Source organism: Alteromonas sp. RKMC-009, assembly GCF_003584565.2.
Lineage (GTDB): Bacteria > Pseudomonadota > Gammaproteobacteria > Enterobacterales > Alteromonadaceae > Alteromonas.
On sequence record NZ_CP031010.1, the window covers coordinates 4250546 to 4273979 of the forward strand.

Here is a 23434-nt window from a genome sequence, read left to right on the forward strand (position 1 = left end):
GTTGCTTATCCCATACGGCGATCATTTTTTGATCAATTATCTTGTCCCATCTGGCCTGCAGTGCTATTTTGAATTTGTTGAGTCGTCAAAAGGGAAGTGCGACCATCCCCGAAGCTTATGGATAAGTTCGCGCAGTCAACTCCGCCATCTTTTGTTCAACACCGGAATCGGGTGTTGTTTCTATTATCGTCATAAATCCAGCCTGATCCGGTTTACTTATTACACCTATCAGAGGAATTGATTGTGAAAAGGAATAATCCAGGCTCAGGTTGTGCATCCCAGGTACAATCCCTCGCCAAACCCGTTATAACCGTTATCAGCGCTTTGTTTTTTGCGACCGCCTGTATGTCTACCAGTCCTAAAATGGGCGGCAGTGATTCTGGCGCTGTAAGTGGTGGAGCCGGCGGGGCATCTGCAGCTAATAACAATACCCAGTTGGAAAACTGCGACGAAACCCTCGGTACACTCAGTGTATTTGAAGACACCTCTTTACCCTGGTGGTCCGAATACCGCAGGACCTATCCCAAATTAGGCAGCACGATTCCGGTGATCCGCCTGATGATTCAGCAATCCAACTGTTTTGTTATTGTTGAGCGGGGCCGCGCAATGAATGCCATGAATACTGAGCGGCAGTTGATGCAATCCGGTCAGTTGCGTTCAGGCTCAAACATTGGTGGCGGTCAGATGGTTGCCGCAGACTATACTCTCAGCCCTTCCGTGTTGTTTGCAGAAAAAACACAGGGCGGTAAAGCCATAGGCGGTGCATTATTTGGCGCGCTGGGCTCTATCGTGGGCGGCGGCTTCAGTAAAAACGAAGCGGCAACCTCGTTACTGCTCATTGATAATAGCTCCGGTGTTCAGGTTTCATCATCCACAGGCAGCGCAGCGAATCACGACTTCAGCCTGTTTGGGGGCATGTTTGCCGGGGCGGCAGCCGGTGGCGCCGGGGGTTTCTCGAAAACACCGGAAGGTAAAATGCTGGTAACTGCATTTGCCGATTCATATAACCAAATGGTAATGGCCCTGCGCACATATAAGGCTCAGGAAGTAAAAGGCGGCTTAGGTAAAGGCGGATTGTTAACGGTAGGCGGCGCAGATGACCCGATGCCTGAAGCGACGGATGCAGGCCCTATCGTCACCACGGCTACAACCACCACTGCCGTTTATGTAGACCCTACACCTACACGGGTGACCGTATCTGAACGTGAGTCGTACAACTTTGCTGTTGATGAGTATGATGAGCAGGCTTTCAACAAATATTACGACTGGTTAAAAACCTATGGACCGATGATGACTACTTTCGTGTCCATAGATCCTGACAAAACAGATTCAAGCATATTCGGAGGTATGACTATTGCTTCTGTTGCATCCATGTTGCTAACACAACTGGATTCACAACGCATCGAGTTGGAAGCCTGGCCTTATCAGGCAAGGGCTCAGGCCTGGAGTAAAATGGGTAAACGCATTGAACAACATACAGAGCTATTTGAACGTAACCGGATGCTCGCCCTTAAAAATGAAAAATTAGATCCGGATGTCCGCAGTATCATCGAAAGCATTCAGGTAGTAACCAAAGAATCGCTCTTCCCTGAAGGGATTTAAGCGGAAGGATAACCGAAGGAACTCATCTCAAAAGGATTGAGTCTGCATAAACGAAAAGACCGTACAACTTGCGTTGCACGGTCTTTTTTTATTCGCAGTCAATGCGGCCGGCGCTGAATAATACCGGTATGCTTTATACCGGTATTAGCGGCTCCGGCTTTACTGTACTTAAATACTTACCCGCTTATACGGGCGGTATTCAGCCTGCCAGAAGTTTTTCTCGATACTCGCTTTCAGGGCCTCGTCTGTCATTTCCAGCGCCAGATCCTGCTCCATAGCCACTTTCGCCACGGCAAAGGCGATGTCTTTGCTCAGAGTTGCAATTTCAGTAAGTGGCGGCAATAAGCAGCCTTCACCGGTATTTGCCATGGGTGAGGCCGAGGCCAGCGCATTACTGGCTGCCATCAACATTTCATCACTGATGAGTTTTGCCTTACCCGCAATAACACCCAGGCCAATCCCCGGGAAGATATAACTGTTGTTACACTGGGCAACAGGATACACCTTACCGTTGTACTCAACAGGCTTGAACGGGCTGCCGGTAGCAATGACAACTTCACCGTCTGTCCACTCAATAACCTGCTCAGGCCGGGCTTCAACCTGACGTGACGGATTACTCAACGGGAAGATAATAGGCAGTTCGCAATGACTCTTCATTGCGCGGATAACCTGCTCAGTGAACAGACCCGGCTGACCGGATACGCCTATCAGCACATCAGGCTGAGCGCAATGCATCACATCCAGCAACGACGGGAATTTACCGGAGAACGTCCAGTCTGCAATGTCTTCCTGACTGTGCTGCAGTTTCGCCTGGAAGTCTCGTAAGCCTTCCATACCTTCAGTCAGCAAGCCAAAACGGTCAATCATAAAGACCTGCTTGCGCGCCTGCGCATCACTCAGTCCTTCTGACACCATTTGCTGGATCAGCATCTCTGCAATACCGCAACCTGCTGAGCCGGCACCGACAAAGACCACTTTCATCTCAGACAATTTGCGCTGAGTGGTCCGGCAGGCTGCCAGAATGGTACCCAGAGTCACCGCTGCGGTGCCCTGAATGTCATCATTGAAACAGCAGATTTCGTTGCGGTAACGCTGCAACAAAGGCATCGCATTAGGCTGAGCAAAATCTTCGAACTGAATCATTACTTCCGGCCAGCGGCGTTTAACCGCTTTAATGAACATGTCGACAAATTCGTCATATTCTTCCTGACCGATACGCGGATGGCGCGCGCCCATGTACATTGGGTCATTCAACAGTTTTTCGTTGTTGGTACCCACATCCAGCATAACAGGTAACGTGTATGCCGGGCTGATACCACCACAAGCGGTATACAGCGACAGTTTACCGATTGGAATACCCATGCCGCCGATCCCCTGGTCACCCAGACCCAGGATCCGCTCACCGTCGGTCACAACAATCACTTTTACTTTACGTTTTGTTGCGTTCCTGACGATGTCATCCAGTTGATGACGCTCTTCCCAGGAAACAAAAAGTCCGCGGGAACTGCGATAGATGTCAGAAAACTGCTCACAGGCATCACCTACTGTAGGGGTGTAGATGATGGGCATCATTTCTTCAATATGTGACTGGATAAGGCGATAGAACAGGGTTTCGTTATTATCCTGAATGGCCCGCAGATAGATGTGCTTATTCAGAGCATCATCAAAAGAACTGTATTGCATGAACGCACGTTCAACCTGTTCTTCAATTGACTCATACCTTGGCGGAAGTAATCCGGTCAGGTTGAATGAGGCCCGTTCACGGGCCGTAAAAGCACTGCCCTTGTTCAACAAGGGCGTTTCTAACAGTGAGGGTCCAGCGTGGGGTATATATAAATATCGGTTTGACTCGTCTGACATTGTTTATCCGATTTATTGTTGGGAATGTAGCCCGGCCAAAACCTTCTCGCCTAAAAGATTTCCTCTGGCTCGGGCGCTGCGTTTTCGTCACCTTGTGCAGGATCGACGATTTCATCGTCAAGCACGAACACCTTCGGTTCGGTGCCTTGCGCAAAGTATTCAAATAGTGTCGTATGGTCTGTTCGTCTGGTCAACTTTCCTGTGCCCCTGTCAATACGAACTCGTACCACTCCTTCAGGAATGGCCATCGGTTCTTCCGGCACCCCATCGAGTATTTTCTGCATAAACCGGATCCAGGCAGGTTGTGCCGCTTTCGCGCCATCTTCACCACCAATCATGGCATTACCCAGCCAGTTAAACTTCTCAGGATTACGGTTAATCAGATTCTGATTACGGGTGGAGCGGCCAAGATTACGGTTCATATCGTCAAATCCAACCCAGGCTGTTGCGATAATATCCCGATGAAATCCGCTGAACCACGTATCCCGCGCATCATTGGTTGTACCCGTTTTGCCCGACAGGTCATCCCGCTGGAGAATATTTCTCGCCCGCCAGCCGGTGCCCATCCAGTAGGTTTTCTTGCTCCAGCTACCATTGGCACGTACACCGGTTCGCATCATATCAGCTACCAGGAAGGCATTTTGTGCACTGATCACTCTTGGCGCTGAGCGCTTTTCTGTTGAATCATCAGTTGTAACCGGCAAGCCTTTGCCCAGGCCGCCCTCAGCGTTCAGTTGGGCTTCCAGCATAGCCTCTACATTGTCTTCACTGTAGTCCTGAGCAGTCGCGCCCGCTATTTGCTCACCGCTTTCAGAGCACGGGTTGCACGCCCACGCCGGAGAGGCTTGCCACAATTGCTCTCCCTGCTCGTTGAGCACACGGTCTATAAAGTATGGTGTAATCAGGTAACCGCCGTTGGCGATAACAGACATGGCCCTTACGACTTCCAGCGGCGTGTGCGCGCCGGAACCCAGTGACACTGTTTCATCGTTAGGCACTTCGTCTTTATCGAAGCCGAATTTTGCCAGATGCTCTCTGGCTTTTTGTAATCCCACACCCCGCAGCAAACGCACTGAGACCACGTTCTTCGATTTACCTAGTGCCACCCGCATACGGATTGGTCCGTCGTATTCCGGAGGTGAGTTCTGCGGACGCCAGGCCACACCGGTGGTAGCATCCCACTGATTGATCGGCGCATCATTAATGACGGATGCCAGGGTATAACCATTTTCCAGCGCAGCGGAATAGATAAAGGGTTTAATATTTGAACCTACCTGACGCTTGGCCTGGGTAGCACGGTTAAACTGGCTCTGATAGAAGCTGTAGCCGCCAACCACAGCCTCAGCCGCACCGTTATGAGGATTCAGTGCAATGAGAGCACCGCTGACCGCCGGAATTTGTGCCAGCCGCCACTGCTCGTCCTGCATGCGGATATAAATCACAGCACCGGGAGAAACAATATCCGATGCGGTTTCAGGTTCATCCCCCTGGCGGGAATCGGTAATGTAAGGGCGGGCCCAGTCGAGACCTTCCCAGTTAATCACACGCTCCACGCCATTCAGGTCGGTCACTGTTATCGACGGCTCTTCTTCCGGCGTGGCAGGATCAAAGACCTGCGTGACCACCGCTGGCACCAGCGGGTGGAAATGCGGCACCGCATCCAGCGCAGCCCGCACTTCATCCGGCGTCCATTGTTTGTTTTGATCGGTCAGGGCCAGAGAATTTTCTTCCGGCTCATCATCTTCATCTTTCGCAGGCTTGTTCCACAACCAGGTCACCGGGCCTCTGTAACCATGACGTTCATCATAGTCGTGCAAGTTACGTACTACTGCGTCCTGTGCTGCTTGCTGAATATCAGACGGCGCAGTGGCGTATACCTGATATCCCCCGGTTTCAGCCTCTTCCTTCCCGTAGATTTCAACCATCTCGTTATAGATCAAATCAGCAAGGTACGGGGCGTCGAGATCTATTTCAGCGCCGTGTTTACGTGCCGTTACCGGCGCACCGGCGGCTTCATTAAACTCAGCCTTCGTGATAAAGCCCTCATCCAGCATACGTAATAACACAATACGCCGGCGCTCAACCGAACGTTCCGGCCGGCTTACAGGATTCAGCACCGATGGCGCCTGTGGTAAACCGGCAATCGTAGCGAGTTGGGCAAGGTTCAGTTCTTTTAAATTCTTCCCGTAATACACCTGGGCAGCGGCACCGAAGCCAAATGCACGGTGACCAAGTTCAACCTTGTTCAGGTATAGCTCGAGGATTTCCTGCTTACTCAGCACCTGCTCCATGTGAATAGCAATGAAAATTTCTTTGATCTTACGGATGAAGGTTTTGTCCCGGGTCAGGAAGAATCCGCGGGCGAGCTGCATGGTGAGCGTACTGGCGCCCTGCTGCTTTTCACCGGTGATAATTAAATTGAAAGCCGCCCGTGCCACACCGATAGGATCGATACCATAGTGTTCATAAAAACGGCTGTCTTCGGTAGCAATTACCGCCTGAATCAATTTTTCAGGTACGTCCTCAAGTTTTACCGGGATCCGCCGTTTAACTCCATATTGAGAAATTAATTTTCCATCATAGGTATAAATTCTCATGGGTGTTTGTAAGCGTACATCCTTCAGGACAGTAACACTCGGCAGGTCTGGTTTGATATAAAAATAAATACCGGCAAGTGCCGCTACGCCTAGCGTGCCGCCAATAATTGCAATCAGAAAAAGGGATTTTATGTACTTCACGAAGTTTTCATTACCAAGAGTGTTACGCCGGTTAGTGTCAGAAATTTATACCTATGTACCTGTATCATAACCATACAGTTTAAATATTTTGCGTTACATTCTACCTTAGAGTATTAATTCTGAAATTCCGGACGCCAGCAAATGAAATCGCTGTTTAAGAAAAAGCTGCCACCTATTGTGGGCCTTGACATAGGCACTCGTCAAATAAAAGCAGTGTTGATTGAACGCAATGCCAAAGGCTTTGTGCTGCAGGCGTTCGCATGCGAGCCTATCTCGAAACGGGCGTTTTCCGAACGTGAAATCAAAGATTTCGACGCCATCAGTATTACGCTGAAGAAAATTAAGAAAGTACTGAAAACCAAGGTTAAAGCGGTCAATATTGCCGTAGCGGGCTCGTCTGTGATCAGTAAAGTGGTACACATGGACCCGGAACAGTCTGATTTCGAGCTGGAAGGTCAGATTGAAATCGAAGCAGACAGCCTGATCCCCTATCCTCTCGAGGAAGTGTATCTGGACTTCGAAGTACTCGGTCCCAGTAAAACCTACCCCGGCAAAGACAATGTGCTCCTTTCTGCTGCCCACAAAGACCTGGTCGACAGCCGTATCACCCTGGTAAGAGAAGTTCCCTTCGAACCTAAAGTGGTTGATATGGAAGGTTATGCGCTGGGTAATGCCCTGTTTTACTTCCATCCTCTGGAAAACGAGGACGAGAAAATTTGCTGTATCAACCTGGGTGCTTCACTGCTGCAAATCTGTGTATGGCAAAACGGTGAAGTGATTTACACCAAAGAGCATGCTTTTGGCATGAACATGCTGATTCAGGATCTTGCGGCCATCAATATGATGGAGCCCGACGAGGTAGAAAAACAAATTCTGCTGGGCACGCTGCCGGGTAACTGGCAACAGGACACCCTGCCCATTTTTGCTGCCAACCTGCAGCAACAGATCCAGCGGGCCATACAAATGTACGTGTCTACACTGCACGGCGATCGCCCGGAGAAAATTGTCTTCGCCGGCGGCGGTGCCACCATACCGGAACTTGTCGAGTCGTTGAGACAGGACCTGGGTATGGAAATAGAAGTATTTAATCCTTTTGAAGGTATGACCGTTAATCCCAAACTCGATCAGGAAAAACTGGCGGCGCTGGCCCCCCAGCTTGCCCTTGCCGCGGGTCTGGCCAGCCGGAGCTTTAGCGAATGGCACATGTAAACCTGCTTCCGTGGCGGGAAAAGCAACGCCAGCAACAAAAACAACAGTATCTGATCCTTATTCTCGGCATCGCCATTTTTGTCGGTGCAATTTTCTGGGCAGTGGGTCAGGTCATCGATGCACAAATCCGTAATCAGAATTCCCGCAATAATTACCTCAAACAAGAAATTGCTGTTCTGAATAAGCAAATCGCGGAAATCCAGAAAATTAAAGAAGCGAAGAAAGCGATTGAACAGCGCATGGCACTGATTGAACAGCTTCAGGTCAGCCGGAACGTTGCTCCCTCGGTGTTTGATGAGCTGGCCAGGATCCTGCCAGCCGGTGTGTCTTTTACTTCTATGAGAAGATTGGGTAACAGTATTGAAATACAGGGGCTGAGTGACTCCAACAACCGCCTGTCAGATTTTATGCGCCGGCTTGATAACTCTCCGGTATTTTCGGGCGGTGAATTGTCATCGATTAAAGCAGACACATCGGCCAGTGACGCAGTAAGCGACTTCACACTTAAATTTAATATCAGCCCGGAAGTTGCACCACGCATTGAACAACCTTCTGCGGGAGGTAATAAAAAATGAGTTTTGATTTTAGTAAGCTGAAAGAACTCAACGAACTGGATTTTGAACAGGTTGCCATCTGGTCGAAGGAAGTCAAACTGGTGGTAATGCTGTTCGTGATTATCGTGGTCGGTGCATTGAGCTACTGGTTCATTGTAAAACCTAAGCTCCCGGTGCTTGAACAGGCAGAAATTGAAGAACAGGAACTGAAAATGCAGTTCCAGGCCAAATACCGTATAGCGGTGAACCTCAATGCTTACATGGAACAGTTAAAGCAAATTGAGGCCGATTTCTCTACCATGCTACGTTCACTGCCCACCAGTAACGAAACGCCGGGACTTCTGGACGACATTACCTACGTAGGTACCACGTCTGGTCTGACTTTTAAGTTACTGAACTGGCAGCAGGAAGTGCCGAAAGAATTCTATACTGAATTACCTATCGAAATTGAGGTATCAGGCGGCTATCACAACTTTGGTGAATTTGTGTCTGAAATAGCTGATTTACCAAGGATCGTTACTCTGCACGATTTTGAGATTGTGCACGAAGCGGACCGTCTGAATCTGCAGATGCAAGCGAAAACCTACCGTACTTCCATGAATTCTCAACAGGGAGCAAAACAGCCATGATGTTAAAATCGTCACGTTTTGTTCTGCTAGCAGCACTGGTTTCTGTACTTTCCGCCTGTGGCGCACGGGTCGACGACCTGGTGTCGTACATCCAGCAGGTGAAAGCTACAACGCAGGTACAGGTTGACCCGTACCCTGAGTTCAAATCCCAACCGGCTTTTGAATATGAAGCCTCTTCTTTCAGAAGCCCTTTCGCCCGTCCGGTGGATCGCACCTCTCCGGTGGTCGTCGCCACAAACAACAATTGTTTACAGCCTGATTTTGACCGCAGAAAAGAAGAACTTGAGAAGTATGGTCTTGATTCTCTGACGTTATCTGGCACATTTAGCACGCAGGGTGTACGCTGGGTATTGTTCAAGACCAACGAGGGCAGCCTGTTAAAAGCCCGTGAAGGAAGTCATGTCGGTTTGTTTTACGGAAAAATTAAGTCAATTGGCACCGAATCCATTATTATTGAACAATTGCTACCCGACGGAGCGGGATGCTGGCAACGGGAACAAACCACGCTGTCGATGAATGCAGCGGCAGGAGATAATAACAATGTCTGAGCGATACCTTTTCAATAAAAAGCTGCACAACCGGAGCCGCAGATGGCTTTGGGTGGGTGGCTCTGTGGCTGCGCTGGTGATTTTTAATGTCCTGGCTGCGCCGGCTATTGCCCAGGAACAGGAAACCGTACTGCTGGATCCTTACGCTGAAGTCGATAAGATCTTCAACTCAACCCTGACCAATATCGATTTTTCCCGTGAAGCCGACAATATGGCTGTCACCGTTATCGAATTTGATAACGACAACTTTTCACCGCAACTCATTGAGGCACAGGGAAAACTCACCATCACTCTGCCAAAAACTGAACTCGGAGATGACCAGCTGGTTGAACTCGATGTGGTTCAGTTCGGCACAGAGGTGCAGTCTATTGAGACTTTCCAGGACGAAGAAAGTGCCAGCCTTGTTATTAATTACAAAGGCACTGTGCTGGCCCGCCACCGCAAGCAGGGCAATACGCTGCGTATTGAAATACAGCCAATGAGTAAAGAAGAACTGGCTGAACTTGATAAAGATCCGGAATACTCAGGCAAGCCTATTTCACTGGACTTCCAGGACGTACCGGTTCGTCAGGTGCTGCAGATCATTGCTCAAACCAATGGCTTCAACCTGGTGACCACAGACACGGTTACCGGCAACGTAACTATTCGCCTTGAAGGGGTGCCCTGGGATCAGGCACTGGCGATGATTCTTAAAATCAAAGGGCTGGATAAGCGTATGGAAGGCAATATTCTGCTGGTTGCTCCTGCAGAAGAGCTGACCGCGCGGGAAACTGCCCAGTTACAATCGAAAAAGCAGGTGTCAGATCTGGCACCGCTGACTACATCGAATATCACGGTGAATTACGCAAAGGCGGATGCCATTGCGCAAATTTTGAAATCGCAGGATGGCGGCATTTTATCCGACCGTGGTTCAGTTACAGTTGATGAACGTACCAACACGCTGTTGCTGAAAGATACTCAGGAGTCTATCGATGAAGCCCGCGCTGTTATTAATGCGCTGGATATTCCGGTCAAGCAGGTACTTATAGAATCCCGTATGGTCACAGTACGTGACAATGTTGATGAAGAACTCGGCGTACGCTGGGGTATCACAGATACCCAAAGCAACGGTGCGATTTCAGGTTCACTGGAAGGTGCTGATTCTGCCTCATCTGGCAGCGTACCGGACATTTCTGACAGGCTGAATGTGAACCTGCCGGTAACCACCACAGGTGTCGCCCGCATTGGTTTTCAGATTGCCGATTTAATAGACGGTAACATCCTGGATTTGGAGTTGTCAGCACTGGAGTCGGAGAATAAAGGAGAAATCATTGCCAGTCCCCGTATTACAGTCGCCAACCAGCATGAAGCTTATATTGAGCAGGGTACAGAAATTCCTTATGTACAGGCGACGTCCAGCGGCGCTACGTCAGTAGAGTTTAAGAAAGCGGTACTGAGCCTGAAAGTGACACCACACATTACCCCTGATAACCGGATCATTCTTGATTTGGTAGTTACTCAGGATACCCGTGGTGAAACGGTTGATACATCTACCGGCCCTGCGGTTGCCATTGATACGCAGGAGATCCAGACACAAGTGCTGGTAGACAACGGCGAAACTGTGGTTCTGGGTGGTATTTTCCAGCAAACCAGTACCTCAGATGTATCCAAAGTGCCGTTATTCGGCGATTTACCTGTAGTTGGAAATTTATTTAAAAGAAACGCCTCTGTGTATCAGAAACGGGAGCTGCTCATTTTCGTCACACCGAAGATCGTAGCAGAATCTTTGTAAGACTTTTCACAACGTAACGTAAAAATAACCCTGAACGGCAGACCAGTTAACCGGTCTGTCGTTGTTATTTATAGCGCTAACGTGCTGATTTCAAAGTCTATCGATTAAAAGTACAACAAAACTTGCATCGCTGCCCGTGAAACTGAGATAATCCCGCTCTCGAAAATAAAGCGAGGTTTTAAGCGTTGTGCCTGTTGTTGAAGTGAACGGGCGCAAGTGAATGGGTAGTCCCGAAGGCAAGACCACTACCCCTAACAGAATAAAAGTTGTGATATAAGCAAATATGGCTGAAAAACGTAATATCTTTTTAATTGGCCCCATGGGTGCTGGCAAAAGCACCATCGGCAGACACCTTGCAGACGAACTTCACCTAGATTTTTTTGATTCCGACCAGGAAATTGAGCGCCGTACCGGTGCTGATATTACATGGATTTTTGACCTGGAAGGTGAAGAAGGTTTCCGCAAGCGCGAAGAAAACGTCATAAACGATCTTACGGACAAGCAAGGTATCGTGTTGGCGACAGGTGGCGGTTCAGTAACCAATAAAGCTGTGCGTAACCGTTTATCTGCCCGGGGTATCGTTGTATACCTGCAAACTACTATCGACAAGCAAGTCGCCCGTACTCAACGTGACAAGCGTCGTCCTCTGCTGCAAAAAGGTGAACCGGAGCAAATCCTGCGTAACCTTGCTGAGGAACGTAACCCGCTTTACGAAGAAGTGGCGGATTACATTGTTGATACTGATGATCAGTCTGCCCGTGCGGTAGCTAACCAAATCATCAGCAAAATCGGATTATAAGTAACATTCAGGAATAGGGGCGCTGCGTGATGTCGATGTTAACTGTAGAACTCGGAGATCGTAGCTACCCGATTCACATAGAAGCGGGCTTACTCTCAAAGCCTGCGGTTCTCTCTCCTTATATCAAAGGCCCGCTGGCTGTCATTATTACTAATGATGTAGTGGCACCGCTTTATCTCGAAAAAGCGAAAGCTGCCTGTGGCGATGTGCATATTGAAACCATCATTATCCCCGATGGTGAGCAACATAAATCTCTGGAACAATTCGGTGTTATCATGACACGTCTGCTGGAGATGAATGCTGCCAGAGATACCACCCTCATTGCGTTGGGCGGTGGAGTAATCGGTGATTTATGCGGATTTGCTGCCGCCTCTTACCAGCGTGGCGTTCCGTTTATACAGGTTCCCACCACCCTGCTCTCTCAGGTTGATTCATCCGTTGGCGGTAAAACCGCGGTTAATCATCCCCTTGGGAAAAACATGATTGGCGCGTTCTACCAGCCGGTTTTTGTCGCCATCGATACAGATACCCAATCCACCCTTCCGGCCAGAGAATTTGCGGCCGGCATGGCAGAAGTTATTAAGTACGGCATAATTTATGACAAAAATTTCTTCAAGTGGTTGGAAGATCATGCCGATAAGCTTAAAACACTGGAAACTAAAACACTGGCAGACGCCATCTACCGTTGCTGTGAGATAAAAGCAGACGTGGTAGCCAAGGATGAGCGGGAAGGCGGATTACGTGCCATACTTAACCTCGGTCACACATTTGGTCATGCTATCGAAGCAGAACAGGGATATGGAAATTGGTTACACGGTGAAGCCGTAGCAGCTGGTACAGTAATTGCGTGTCAGGCTGCAGAAGCACTGAATTGGATGGATGCGTCAGAAAGTCGTCGGGTTATTGCCCTGATGGCAGCGTTCGACCTTCCGGTAGCGGGTCCCGACAGCATGAACAAAGATGCCTATATGAAGCATATGCGCCGGGATAAAAAAGTCGAAGCGGGTAATATCCGTTTTGTTATTCCGCAAGGTATCGGACATGCGGTTGTGACTAAAGACGTCAGTGACGAAATTTTAACGCAACTTCTTCGCTGACCGGCAACCTGCGCATCAGTATCGCCAGACATTCAATGGTAAGTGCGTAACACCAGTAATCAGCTGAGGGTAATCAGGTGCAATCTGAATTGCATGAAAGACTGGAATATCTGGTCAACTATTCTTCACAACTAATTTTTGTAAGCGGGGATTCCGCTGCTCAGCAAAAAAAGACGCTGGAATCGTTTGTGTTCCAGCAACACGACGAGACAGAAATCGCCTACGTGACAGCCGATCCTACTATGGAGCTGTCAGATTATCGTCGTCAACTTTGCAGACAATTACTGGGTACACTGGTTGGCAGCTATATACGGCCGCTGAATGAGTTGCTTGCAGGGCTTAACGAGCATGTTGGTCCCATTCTCATAACCATTACCCAGGCGGAGCATGTACCGGACGAACTGCTTCAGGAGCTGTGGGATCTGGTACTGCAAAGCCGTTTTGCAGGCAATAAGCAACATTTGAATGTATTACTGTTCGGTGAGTCAACCTGGGCGGAGAGAGCCCGGAAATGGCTACCGGCGAAAAACACCGATACGCCTCTGCTTATAAGCAGTCAGTCAGTGGCGACTCAACAACCTGGCTCAGAGTTAGATACTATGATTGAGAACCGACGTAAGGCTTTTCACGAGCACCTGGCTAAACGCAATGGCCAGGAGGAACATCTGCAAACAAGAAGTACCAGTGTACTGGCTTCCCCTCTCTTCATTTCACTCGTCGCAGTGATGTTTGTTGCCGTTTTCGGTGGCCTGATTTACATGCAGTATGGCGATGATATCAAGGCCCTGTTTGGCCCTATTGATGACCAGTTCCCGCCAGTATCCTCCGTTGAACCGGGCTCGGCCTTTGATGAACTGAAAGATCCTGCACAAAAAGCCGTGCAGGAAGATAAACCCGTGGTTTCCTGGGACAGGGCTGTTGCCGCTATCGATGAAAAAGACCAGTATCAACCAACTGCTGAAGACAATGCCCAGCCGGAAGACTTACTCAGCTTTATCGAAGATGTGACGGCTGAGAAAGTGGAAGTACCGGTATCGCAGGATCCCCCGGCAGAACCGGAGACTGATACTGGATCTGAAGCCTCATCATTCAGTACCGAAAGCGATTTCTCCGATACAACCGCTGAAAATGCATCCGCAGACGAATTAATCGCATCTATTACTGATACCAGTGAAGAGATTGAAGAAGCGCCGGCACAAGTGCAGGAAGTGACACCAGTCAGAACAAGCATTCCCCGTGAGCCTATGGCATCAGCAGGTTTTGATGAATTTGTATCTGGCCGCAAGGTGCAGCCAGTTCAGCCAGAACCTCAAAGACGTTCTGAACCGGAGAAGCCGCTGATCACCGAGGCTAAAGTGGGTCGCAAACCTATGGTGCTGGAGAGCCGTCCTAAAGGACAAATCCGTGATATTCCGGAAGAACCGGCTCAGGTATCACCGCCCACGGCTGACGAACCAGCCCGCATTGCTACCCGTACGCAAGTACCTGCAACTGAAACGGCACAGCCTCTCCGCGAGGTCGCAAGAGTGACACCTCCTGCCACACCTTCTGTAAGCCCCCGTGCGGCTGAGGTCACCGAATCCCGTACCAGTCCGGCGCCGTCTGTACCTGAGACACCGGCCAGAGCAGAACCGGTATTCAGTGGCAGTGGCAACTATGACAATGAACAACTGTTTAACAGTATTCAGGCAGACGATTACATCGTTCAGCTTGCCGGTCTCAAAGATGAAACCCTGATGAAAGAGTTCATCAAAGACAACAACATGGAAAGCTTCATCTGGATTTACCGCACTCAGCGTTACGGCGGTGACTGGTTTGTTATTTTATACAATGACAAATTCGACGCTTTTTCGGAAGCTAATAATGCTGTGGCCACCATCCCGCCCTTTCAGGGCCGTGAAAAAATCTTCATCAAGCGGGGCCGCAATGTTCTGGAAGAAATTGAAAAGGTAAGCCAATAATGGCTGTGAGCATCTGGGTAGACGCCGATGCCTGCCCGGTTGCCATTAAAGAAATCCTGTTCAAAGCCGGGCCGCGCACTAAAACCATGGTGACCTTCGTGGCAAACCATGGGATCAGGGTTCCGCCTTCCCCGTGGCTTACACGCCTGCAGGTGGAGAAAGGATTCGATATTGCCGATAACGAAATCGTACAGCGGGTATCAGCGGGCGACCTGGTCGTTACTTCAGACATCCCCCTGGCAGACGAAGTCATCAGTAAACAGGCTTGTGTCGTCACACCAAGGGGTGAAGAACTTACCCGCGAGAATATCCGCTCACGACTGAATATCCGTGATTTTATGGACACCATGCGGGCAAGTGGCGTGCAAACCTCCGGCCCACCGCCATTGTCTCAGCGGGAAAGGCAGGCCTTTGCTAATGTGCTCGACCGCTTTTTAGCATCTGCCCGCTAACCTTCAACGTATTTGTCGTTATCACCTGCAACTTTGCTGCAAATCTGATCGTTCCCGCTTTAATTCGCCGTTAAATGCACCGGTTATTCGATTGCAGGTTGTGGGGATCACCGATGACAGATACAATCGATTATGGCTTTGATAGTCACTGAATATCCGGCTGGCCCGGGACAAATAGCAAATAACATCCTATAACACGTTAAAAACGTGATGTGCGCGTGGGTAACATTCAAAAAGCATGATGCAGAAGAAGAACCGGGCCTTCCTGAAGTGGGCTGGCGGTAAGTACAGCCTGGTAGAAAACATCAATGCCAAACTTCCTTCGGGCAATCGGTTGATTGAGCCTTTTGTTGGTGCTGGCTCTGTATTTTTAAATACTGACTTCAAGCGTTATTTGCTAAACGACATTAACCCCGATCTCATTAATCTGTACAACTTTCTGAAAGCCCAACCGGATGCCGTTGTACATGATGCGTCCCGCTTTTTCTCAGACAAACATAACGTTGAAGCCACTTACTACGCGCTGCGGGAAGAGTTTAATCACACAGCAGATGAATATTACCGCGCTATCCTGTTTCTGTACCTGAACCGTCATGGCTACAATGGCCTTTGCCGCTACAGCCTTGCCGGCAAATTTAACGTTCCTTTCGGCCGTTACAAAAAGCCTTACTTCCCTGAAGAAGAAATGATGGTATTTGCCGAGCGCTCCCAAAAGGCAGTGTTCACCTGCTTACCGTTTGAGAAGGTGTTCAGTCGTGCCAGACGGGGCAATGTAATTTATTGTGATCCTCCTTATGCTCCCCTGAGCAAAACAGCGGCTTTCACCAGTTATGCATCCAAAAGTTTTGGCCTGGATTCACAGCACAAGCTGGCAGAGCTGGCAATTCGCGCCTCAAAGAAACGGGGCATACCGGTATTGATATCCAATCATGATCTTCCGCTGACCAGGAAGCTGTATGCCGGCGCGGAAATTTCGGAATTGTCGGTAAAGCGCTCTATCAGTCAGAAGGGTGAAAACCGCAAACCTGCGGCTGAGTTGCTGGCATATTTTGCTCCGGCGACAGATTTACCGCCCCCTAAACCCCGCAAACGCAGAAAGAGGCCGTTAAAACCGGTGCTGAAGCACACAGGTTTAAAGTAATACTCAGTTAATGATGGCGTTTACCAGACTCGCCAGCCCCAACACCAGTAATGCAACGAATATCACACCGGTTACAATGTATCCGGCCAGCTTACCCTGATTAAAATCCCGCTCGTAATTTTGCTGGCTCTGCACACCAAATGCACTGGCGAGTACGCTCAGAATCATGGCGAAAAAGCCGGGAGATTTAGGTTTACCGCTGATAAGCATTATTTACCTGCGGGTTGGAAATCTCTGTCTGAATTGCCATAGAGCAGTTCTAACAGGTCGAAGAAATGAAACTGATACGATGTAGACTTACCGGACGCCCATTCCAGCCAGCTGACTTCAGTCATCATCAGCGCTGAACACTCACGGGGCAAGGCTGCTGCCTGAGTTACCGTTTGCGCTTCATCCTGAAAGTCGCATACAGCTTTTGTAACGGTAGCCGGATCGCAAAATGCAGCAGACAGCATGACTGCTATCGCAACGAGAGCACCTGCTGGTTTTTTCACGCAAAAGCGTGATTTACGAAAGAAACTTATCTTTTCCATGATTGTCTTCGCCGGCTAAAAAGTAACCTTATTATAGCGACAATAAGAATTCTAACAAGCTGAAGTTAGTACAGGAAAAGTGGCATTTTTTTCATCTTCGGATAACCGCGGGAGGCGAAGTTACCTTATGGCTGTATTTAAAATAAAAAACCCGGAGACAGATGCTCCGGGCTTTTACTCTCAACGTTATAAAAGAGGTATGTAGATCTTACAGTTCGAAATCTACACCGTAAGAAATAACATACTTGATTGAATCGTTATCCAGAGCGTCTCCCGGATATTCATCATCTAAATCTGTACCGGTAATGGCGAAAGTAAAACCGTCTTTCGCGATAGATACTGCCCAGTCTGCATAACCTTCAACACCGTTGAAAGCTTCTGCAAAGTCACCCTGATGATAACCAACGTGCAGACCCAGCTCTGCACCGGAAGCTACCGGCATGCCGTAGTCCAGAGACACGTAAGAAGCCTGAGCAAAACCGAAGTCCTGGCCTTCGCCTTCATCAGCTTCAGTGTTAGCCAGTAAGTAAAGGGTTGCACTGAAACCGCCGTAACCTACAGTACCGTAGATTTCACCGAAATCGAATTCAGCTTCTTCATCGTAGTTGTAGTACAGGTAACCGACATCATAAGTGAAGTCACCAGACTCACCTGAGAAACCGAAGTACAGATCATGCTCGTATGAGTACACGTCATCTGACGCATACTGAACATTAGATACCCATGTACCGGCATAGAAACCGCTTTCGTCAGCGTAGTCGATACCACCCTGAACAGCAGGTTCGTTAGTAGTCTGAGTCAGACCACGCCAGATGTAGTTGTTTGTGACACTTACGTTCGCACTCAATTCTGCAAAAGAAGGCGCAGAAGTCAGTAAAGCTGCAGATGATACGGCAACAGCCAGCAACGTTTTTTGAATGGAAGTTTTCATGTGTTCTCCGTTGGATTTTATTTATGTACGTATTGAACGATTTCTGTCTTATTGTTTTTATTCAGCTTTCTCGTATAAGGCAAAACTAATGCCCATCTGATTAAAATCATAAAATGATGAATAACCAACTGATTACAATGAATTTTTATTCACAAATTTTAAATCTATCATTAAATAAAACCGAACAGCACCATTATGGTTCGCACTAAATATGAACAACATCACCATTTTGGTGCAGTTATTCATCCTATTTCATGACATTTAGTGAGAAATATCATTGCGACACTATAATTCGCACTTATTTGCGGTATCCGGCCCTGCTTATGCTGGCCGCAAACAAGACAAACGCGGTCTGCCGCGCTATTATCCGGTGCGTTCTTAAGAACATATAAGGTATGAAGCTATGAAAGAGTTTTTAATCGCCCCTTCTATATTGTCTGCCGATTTCGCCAGGTTAGGGGAAGACGTGGAGGCAGTGCTGGCAGCAGGAGCTGATGTGGTTCACTTTGATGTGATGGACAACCACTATGTCCCCAACCTTTCATTTGGTCCGATGATTTGCGAAGCATTGCGGAAATATGGCATTACCGCTCCCATCGACGTGCATCTGATGGTGTCACCGGTGGACGACCTTATCGAACAATTTGCCAAAGCCGGCGCCAGCTATATCAGTTTTCATCCTGAGGCGAGTCAGCACGTCGACCGTTCGCTGCAATTGATCATTGATAACGGCTGCCAGCCCGGACTGGTTTTTAATCCGGCCACCCCGCTTCATTACCTTGACCATGTCATCGACAAACTGCATCACATATTGATCATGTCGGTGAACCCGGGTTTCGGAGGCCAGTCATTTATCCCTTCAACCCTTGATAAACTCCGTGCAGTTAACCAGCGGGTAGAAGAAAGTGGTAAAAATATCCGTATTGAAATTGACGGAGGGGTAAAAACCGATAACATTCGTGCCATCGCAGAAGCCGGCGCAGATATGTTCGTTGCCGGCTCGGCAATTTTTAATGCCCCCGACTATAAAAATGTAATTGACGACATGCGACGGGAATTAGCCGCCGCAAACAACGTCTGAATTCAGCAGGTACAGGTAATCAGGAAATGAGTAACAAACCCATTGTATTAAGTGGCTGTCAGCCCTCAGGACAACTTACTATCGGTAATTACATGGGAGCCCTCAAACAGTGGGTTGCCATGCAGGATGATCACGATTGCCTGTATATGCTGGTAGATTTACATGCCATTACGGTGCGCCAAGAGCCCGCGGCGTTACGTGAAGCCTGCCTTGACGGTCTGGCCTTATACCTGGCCTGCGGCATTGACCCCGAAAAGAGCACCTTGTTCGTGCAGTCCCATGTACCCGAACATGCCCAGCTGGCTTGGATCCTGAACTGCTATACCCAGATGGGTGAGCTGAACCGCATGACTCAGTTTAAAGATAAGTCTGCGAAGAATGTAACCAATATCAATGCCGGCCTTTTCACTTATCCGGCACTGATGGCCGCAGATATTCTGTTATATCAGGCAAATCAGGTACCGGTAGGTGACGACCAGAAACAACACCTGGAACTGGCCCGTGATGTTGCCACACGTATGAACAACATCTACGGCGATATGTTTGCCATCCCGGACCCGTTCATTCCTGAATTCGGCGCACGCATTATGAGCCTGCAGGATCCCGGCAAGAAGATGTCTAAATCTGACGACAATCCGAAAAACTTCATCGGCTTGCTCGAAGATCCGAAAAAGCTCACTAAGAAAATCAAAAGCGCGGTAACTGATTCTGACGAGCAGGCACGCATTTATTTCGACACTGAAGAAAAGCCGGGTGTATCTAACCTGCTGACATTATTGTCTCTGTCTACAGGCCGTTCCATTGATGAACTGGTTCCTGAATACGAGGATAAAATGTATGGTCACCTTAAAGGCGATGTGGCTGCTGCTGTCGTAGCACTGCTTGAGCCAGTACAAACACGCTTCAAAGCGTTACGGGAAGATCGTGCCTATCTTGATGAAGTCATGAAAAAAGGGGCAGAAAAAGCCTCTGCCCGTGCGGCTAACACACTGGATAAGGTTTACGACACTCTGGGCTTCATTCCCCGTCCACGCTAAGCCGGCACAATTTACGGAGTCAGTTTGTGTTGTTATTAATTGATAACTTCGATTCCTTTACCCATAACCTGGCCCGCTACTTCACTGAGCTGGGCCAGCAGGTAAAAGTGGTGCGCAACGACGAAATCTCCCTTGAGCAAATCGCCGCGTTGGCACCGCAATACCTGGTGTTATCACCGGGTCCCTGCACGCCGGATGAAGCCGGTATTACGCTCAGCGCCATTGAACACTTTGCCGGAAAAATTCCCATGCTGGGAGTTTGCCTGGGGCATCAGTCTATTGGTCAGGTGTTCGGCGGTAAAGTCACGCGTGCAGATAAAGTCAGGCACGGCAAAACCTCTGTCCTCTACCACAATAATACGGGAATGTTCAGCGACTTGCCCGACGGATACACCGTTACCCGGTATCACTCACTGGTACTTGAACCTGAAACCTTGCCGGACAGTTTGTCAGTGGAAGCCTGGTGTATTAACGAAAGTGGTCAGCGGGAAATTATGGCGATAGCCCACAGAACGCTGCCTCTGTGGGGGGTCCAATTTCATCCGGAGTCACTGCTGACAGAGCATGGCCATGCTATTTTGCAGCGGTTTATTACGCTGGCAGATGCATAATATTCAGAAAGTATTCAAAAAAAGTCATACTCCGGCCGATAACAGGTTACTATGATTTTTCCGGTAGCCCGATATGCTTTCGTTTTCTGTATCCGACAGCACCCCGAATAAAAATGACGTACGCAGGAGCCGCCCGGTAGTGGAGCATACCCCTGACAAATTACCCCCAATCAATGAGAGGTTTGATAACCTGCTCATTGCGCCTGCGCGGGTGTCTCAGATGATGGGACGCCGCAGTCCGGGGGAAGTGGCGTTTGCCCAGTCGGAACAGGGCGATGCTCGTCGCCGTTTGCTGCATGTTGAAAAAGTCGCCATTAAAAACAAACAGCTTCAGGCACAGTCAGAAGCCAGTCTGTTAGACCGTGTTAACGCCGAACTTCATCAGTATGTTTTTGAGTTGCTGAAAGATGAAATAGACAATACAGAGGTGGTCCTTACCTCTGTACTTAACCTGAGTCATGACGTTGCACCGCTGCTGGATATTCTGTCAGTCAGGGCCACATCTATTTCCCGCATTGAACCTCATGCTGCGGCACTACCATGGCTCTACGATGACCTCATGACCGTGGTAAATGCACCTAAGTTTCGTCGTAAGGACTCTAAGGGAAAAGTGATTCCGGTGGAAACCTTACGCACGGCGCTGAGCTTTATCGGTATTGAAAACCTCCGTTTATTGCTGCCGGCCATGATTCTGCGCCGGGCTCTGCCGAAAATTACCGATCCCTATCCGGACATTAAAAATCGTATCTTGCAGTTCGCTCAGTCAACGGGTCTGACTATGCGCGCACTGGCTGATGATTATGATTTACCGCCCCATGAAGCCTTCACCGCAGGGATCCTGTCCCAGCTGGGGCGGTGTGCGGTGTCACGGTTATATTTTAAAGCCTTTGAGCAGGCGCAGATTGCGTTGTTAAGAGAAGCGGAAATTGCAAAGGACACTGAACAGCACGGAGCGATGGCGAAAGTACAACCATCGGCAAATTACCTCATTGCTATGCAGCAGGAATTTTCTGAGCCGCTCACAGCAAGGCTGTTGGAGATACTGCAATTTAAACGTCTGCGCCTGGCGCTGCCGTTTATTGAAATCACAGAGAATGATCAACACCCTCACGATCTCACAGAGCTTTACAAGAAAGCCAAAGCTTATGCCGCTGTACGTATGTTGCACCAGGGTAAATTTCTGAACAAAGACGAAATCCCGCTGGCACTGCATAAAACGGGCTTTGTCAGAAGCGAACGTGACATTTTGAAATCCACCGACATCTTTCAGCTCCCTCTGATTGAGAATCCGCCTCTGGATTAACGTCTTTTGTGCACGAAATCGTCGTTTTTCGTGCACTTCCACAAAATTTAATCAAAAATTTTTACTGGATAATCATTCATACTGCTAAAAATCACGGTACGTCCTTCGCCCCGCCGCCACTTGCCCTGACTGAACTTATTAACAAATTGCATAAGCTTAGACAAATAAGCTGAATGCTTATGCACTTTTTATGCAAAACAAGCTAAAACCCTCTAAAAACAAGGCCTGCAGCGGGATTGCCAAGGTTACAATGTGGCGATTAACTGGCATACTGTATAGCTAATTCGTACTTTTCGCATCCAACATCATCTGCACAATTTCACATTTGCACAGCGGATGCCCGATAAAAGAGGTAACTATAATGAACGTAACTCGCGCAACCTTTGATGAGGTCATGGTCCCTAACTACAATCCGGCCAATATGGTACCGGTACGTGGTGAAGGTTCCCGCGTTTGGGATCAGGATGGTGCTGAATACATCGATTTCGCAGGTGGTATTGCCGTAAACGTACTGGGTCACAGCCACCCTGCACTGGTTAAAGCATTAACCGAACAGGGCAGTAAGTTGTGGCACTTAAGTAACGTTTTCACCAACGAACCTGCACTGCGTCTGGCAAAGAAGCTGACTGAAGCCACATTTGCCGAGCGCGTTTACTTTGCTAACTCAGGTGCTGAATCTAATGAAGCGGCACTGAAACTGGCACGTCGCTATGCACTGGAAAAATTCGGTGAAGAGAAAAATGAAATCATCGCCTTTAACAAAGGTTTCCACGGTCGTACTTTCTTTACTGTAACCGTAGGCGGACAAGCCGCGTATTCTGATGGTTTTGGCCCTAAGCCGGGCGCTGTTGTTCACTGTGACTACAACGATCTTGCAGCATTTGAAAAGCTGATTTCAGACAAAACCTGTGCGGTTATGATGGAGCCTCTGCAAGGTGAAGGCGGCATTATCTCTCCTGATCCTGACTTCGTAAAAGGCGTGCGTGAACTGTGTGATAAGCACAATGCACTGCTGATCTTTGATGAAGTGCAATCGGGTGTTGGCCGTACCGGCAAACTGTACGCATACATGGGTCTGGGCGTGACGCCGGATATTCTGACCACAGCGAAATCATTAGGCGGCGGCTTCCCGATTGGTGCCATGCTGACTACCGCTGAAATTGCCGCTCACCTGAAAGCCGGTACTCACGGCAGCACTTACGGCGGTAACCCGCTGGCATGCGCAGTAGCTGAGGCCGCCCTTGACGTAGTGAATACGCCGGAAGTGTTAAACGGCGTAATCGAAAAAGAAAACCTGTTCCGTGAACTGCTGGGTGAGATCAACGCCAAGTACAATGTGTTCGAAGAAATCCGTGGACAGGGTCTGTTGCTGGGCGCTGCCCTGAACAAAGATTACGAAGGCCGCGCCCGTGACTTCCTGGTTGCTTCAGCTAACGAAAAACTGATGTGTCTGGTGGCCGGTGCCAATGTAGTGCGCTTCGCTCCTTCTCTGATCATTTCAGAAGAAGAAATCCGCGATGGTATGGCACGCTTTGAACGCGCTGTAGCCAGCGTAGTTAACGCCTGATAAACAACGG

The 23434-nt window shown here is 48.9% G+C and carries 21 protein-coding genes; 16 read left to right on the plus strand and 5 right to left on the minus strand.

Annotated features, from left to right (window positions below):
- Positions 1-243: 243 nt before the first annotated feature.
- Positions 244-1602 (plus strand): CsgG/HfaB family protein, encoded by a 1359-nt coding sequence (locus DS731_RS22060; RefSeq protein WP_181013637.1) that lies wholly within the window; start codon positions 244-246, stop codon positions 1600-1602.
- A gap of 168 nt (positions 1603-1770) precedes the next feature.
- Here DS731_RS22060 and DS731_RS18660 read toward each other — a convergent pair whose 3' ends face one another.
- Both DS731_RS18660 and DS731_RS18665 read right to left on the minus strand, forming a co-directional pair.
- On the minus strand, positions 1771-3462 hold the full coding sequence (locus DS731_RS18660; RefSeq protein WP_119502733.1) for an NAD-dependent malic enzyme: 1692 nt from the start codon (positions 3460-3462) through the stop codon (positions 1771-1773).
- Positions 3463-3512: 50 nt separating this feature from the next.
- On the minus strand, positions 3513-6200 hold the full coding sequence (locus DS731_RS18665) for a penicillin-binding protein 1A (RefSeq protein ID WP_119502734.1): 2688 nt from the start codon (positions 6198-6200) through the stop codon (positions 3513-3515).
- A 141-nt stretch (positions 6201-6341) separates the two neighbouring features.
- Between DS731_RS18665 and pilM the strand changes: the two genes are divergently transcribed.
- The 10 genes from pilM (at position 6342) to DS731_RS18715 (ending at position 16361) form a co-directional block, all read left to right on the plus strand.
- Positions 6342-7409: a type IV pilus assembly protein PilM gene (pilM, locus tag DS731_RS18670; RefSeq protein WP_119502735.1), complete on the plus strand. Its 1068-nt coding sequence runs from the start codon at positions 6342-6344 to the stop codon at positions 7407-7409.
- A complete protein-coding gene (locus DS731_RS18675; protein ID WP_119502736.1) occupies positions 7397-7984 on the plus strand; it encodes a PilN domain-containing protein in 588 nt (195 codons plus the stop codon). Before pilM ends, DS731_RS18675 begins: the two co-directional genes overlap by 13 nt.
- Positions 7981-8592 (plus strand): type 4a pilus biogenesis protein PilO, encoded by a 612-nt coding sequence (locus DS731_RS18680; protein ID WP_119502737.1) that lies wholly within the window; start codon positions 7981-7983, stop codon positions 8590-8592. Before DS731_RS18675 ends, DS731_RS18680 begins: the two co-directional genes overlap by 4 nt.
- Positions 8589-9140, plus strand: coding sequence for a pilus assembly protein PilP (locus tag DS731_RS18685; protein ID WP_232373409.1), 552 nt, complete (start codon positions 8589-8591; stop codon positions 9138-9140). The genes DS731_RS18680 and DS731_RS18685 overlap by 4 nt, the downstream gene beginning before the upstream one ends.
- Entirely contained in the window at positions 9133-10911 is a 1779-nt protein-coding gene (locus tag DS731_RS18690) for a type IV pilus secretin PilQ (RefSeq protein ID WP_119502738.1), read from the plus strand. The genes DS731_RS18685 and DS731_RS18690 overlap by 8 nt, the downstream gene beginning before the upstream one ends.
- Before the next feature lie 283 nt (positions 10912-11194).
- On the plus strand, positions 11195-11710 hold the full coding sequence (aroK, locus tag DS731_RS18695; protein WP_119502739.1) for a shikimate kinase AroK: 516 nt from the start codon (positions 11195-11197) through the stop codon (positions 11708-11710).
- 29 nt (positions 11711-11739) lie between these two features.
- On the plus strand, positions 11740-12807 hold the full coding sequence (aroB, locus tag DS731_RS18700) for a 3-dehydroquinate synthase (RefSeq protein ID WP_119502740.1): 1068 nt from the start codon (positions 11740-11742) through the stop codon (positions 12805-12807).
- Positions 12808-12884: 77 nt separating this feature from the next.
- Positions 12885-14768 carry an SPOR domain-containing protein gene (locus DS731_RS18705; RefSeq protein WP_119502741.1) on the plus strand — a complete coding sequence of 628 codons (1884 nt, stop codon included), beginning with the start codon at positions 12885-12887 and terminating at the stop codon, positions 14766-14768.
- 5 nt (positions 14769-14773) lie between these two features.
- Entirely contained in the window at positions 14774-15220 is a 447-nt protein-coding gene (locus tag DS731_RS18710; protein ID WP_202980730.1) for a YaiI/YqxD family protein, read from the plus strand.
- A 238-nt stretch (positions 15221-15458) separates the two neighbouring features.
- Positions 15459-16361: a Dam family site-specific DNA-(adenine-N6)-methyltransferase gene (locus tag DS731_RS18715; protein WP_119502743.1), complete on the plus strand. Its 903-nt coding sequence runs from the start codon at positions 15459-15461 to the stop codon at positions 16359-16361.
- 3 nt (positions 16362-16364) lie between these two features.
- On the opposite strand, the gene DS731_RS18720 is transcribed toward DS731_RS18715, so the two are convergent.
- From DS731_RS18720 to DS731_RS18730, 3 genes are all read right to left on the minus strand, one after another.
- Entirely contained in the window at positions 16365-16571 is a 207-nt protein-coding gene (locus DS731_RS18720) for a DUF2970 domain-containing protein (protein WP_119502744.1), read from the minus strand.
- Entirely contained in the window at positions 16571-16894 is a 324-nt protein-coding gene (locus DS731_RS18725) for a hypothetical protein (RefSeq protein WP_232373410.1), read from the minus strand. The genes DS731_RS18720 and DS731_RS18725 overlap by 1 nt, the downstream gene beginning before the upstream one ends.
- Positions 16895-17102: 208 nt before the next feature.
- Positions 17103-17825 (minus strand): TorF family putative porin, encoded by a 723-nt coding sequence (locus DS731_RS18730; protein WP_119502746.1) that lies wholly within the window; start codon positions 17823-17825, stop codon positions 17103-17105.
- Positions 17826-18228: 403 nt separating this feature from the next.
- Here DS731_RS18730 and rpe point away from each other — a divergent pair, with 403 nt between their 5' ends.
- The 5 genes from rpe (at position 18229) to DS731_RS18755 (ending at position 23424) form a co-directional block, all read left to right on the plus strand.
- The gene (rpe, locus tag DS731_RS18735; protein ID WP_119502747.1) at positions 18229-18906 is read left to right on the plus strand and encodes a ribulose-phosphate 3-epimerase; all 678 of its coding nucleotides are present in this window, start codon (positions 18229-18231) and stop codon (positions 18904-18906) included.
- Positions 18907-18932: 26 nt separating this feature from the next.
- Positions 18933-19943 carry a tryptophan--tRNA ligase gene (gene trpS, locus DS731_RS18740; RefSeq protein ID WP_119502748.1) on the plus strand — a complete coding sequence of 337 codons (1011 nt, stop codon included), beginning with the start codon at positions 18933-18935 and terminating at the stop codon, positions 19941-19943.
- Between the two features lie 26 nt (positions 19944-19969).
- Entirely contained in the window at positions 19970-20554 is a 585-nt protein-coding gene (locus tag DS731_RS18745; protein ID WP_119502749.1) for an anthranilate synthase component II, read from the plus strand.
- A 73-nt stretch (positions 20555-20627) separates the two neighbouring features.
- Complete coding sequence (locus tag DS731_RS18750; RefSeq protein ID WP_119502750.1) at positions 20628-21857, plus strand: HDOD domain-containing protein; 1230 nt, start codon at positions 20628-20630, stop codon at positions 21855-21857.
- A 361-nt stretch (positions 21858-22218) separates the two neighbouring features.
- On the plus strand, positions 22219-23424 hold the full coding sequence (locus tag DS731_RS18755) for an aspartate aminotransferase family protein (protein ID WP_119502751.1): 1206 nt from the start codon (positions 22219-22221) through the stop codon (positions 23422-23424).
- Positions 23425-23434: the final 10 nt, after the last annotated feature.

Bases quoted from the DNA above. Each gene is read 5' to 3' on its own strand.
- aroB (WP_119502740.1), top strand. From the start codon at position 11,740: ATGTCGATGTTAACTGTAGAACTCGGAGATCGTAGCTACCCGATTCAC.
- trpS (WP_119502748.1), top strand. From the start codon at position 18,933: ATGAGTAACAAACCCATTGTATTAAGTGGCTGTCAGCCCTCAGGACAA.
- DS731_RS18750 (WP_119502750.1), top strand. From the start codon at position 20,628: ATGCTTTCGTTTTCTGTATCCGACAGCACCCCGAATAAAAATGACGTA.
- DS731_RS18755 (WP_119502751.1), top strand. From the start codon at position 22,219: ATGAACGTAACTCGCGCAACCTTTGATGAGGTCATGGTCCCTAACTAC.
- DS731_RS18720 (WP_119502744.1), bottom strand. From the start codon at position 16,571: ATGCTTATCAGCGGTAAACCTAAATCTCCCGGCTTTTTCGCCATGATT.
- DS731_RS18685 (WP_232373409.1), top strand. From the start codon at position 8,589: ATGATGTTAAAATCGTCACGTTTTGTTCTGCTAGCAGCACTGGTTTCT.
- rpe (WP_119502747.1), top strand. From the start codon at position 18,229: ATGAAAGAGTTTTTAATCGCCCCTTCTATATTGTCTGCCGATTTCGCC.
- DS731_RS18725 (WP_232373410.1), bottom strand. From the start codon at position 16,894: ATGGAAAAGATAAGTTTCTTTCGTAAATCACGCTTTTGCGTGAAAAAA.
- DS731_RS18730 (WP_119502746.1), bottom strand. From the start codon at position 17,825: ATGAAAACTTCCATTCAAAAAACGTTGCTGGCTGTTGCCGTATCATCT.
- DS731_RS18675 (WP_119502736.1), top strand. From the start codon at position 7,397: ATGGCACATGTAAACCTGCTTCCGTGGCGGGAAAAGCAACGCCAGCAA.
- DS731_RS18690 (WP_119502738.1), top strand. From the start codon at position 9,133: ATGTCTGAGCGATACCTTTTCAATAAAAAGCTGCACAACCGGAGCCGC.
- DS731_RS18680 (WP_119502737.1), top strand. From the start codon at position 7,981: ATGAGTTTTGATTTTAGTAAGCTGAAAGAACTCAACGAACTGGATTTT.
- DS731_RS18660 (WP_119502733.1), bottom strand. From the start codon at position 3,462: ATGTCAGACGAGTCAAACCGATATTTATATATACCCCACGCTGGACCC.
- DS731_RS18715 (WP_119502743.1), top strand. From the start codon at position 15,459: ATGATGCAGAAGAAGAACCGGGCCTTCCTGAAGTGGGCTGGCGGTAAG.
- aroK (WP_119502739.1), top strand. From the start codon at position 11,195: ATGGCTGAAAAACGTAATATCTTTTTAATTGGCCCCATGGGTGCTGGC.
- pilM (WP_119502735.1), top strand. From the start codon at position 6,342: ATGAAATCGCTGTTTAAGAAAAAGCTGCCACCTATTGTGGGCCTTGAC.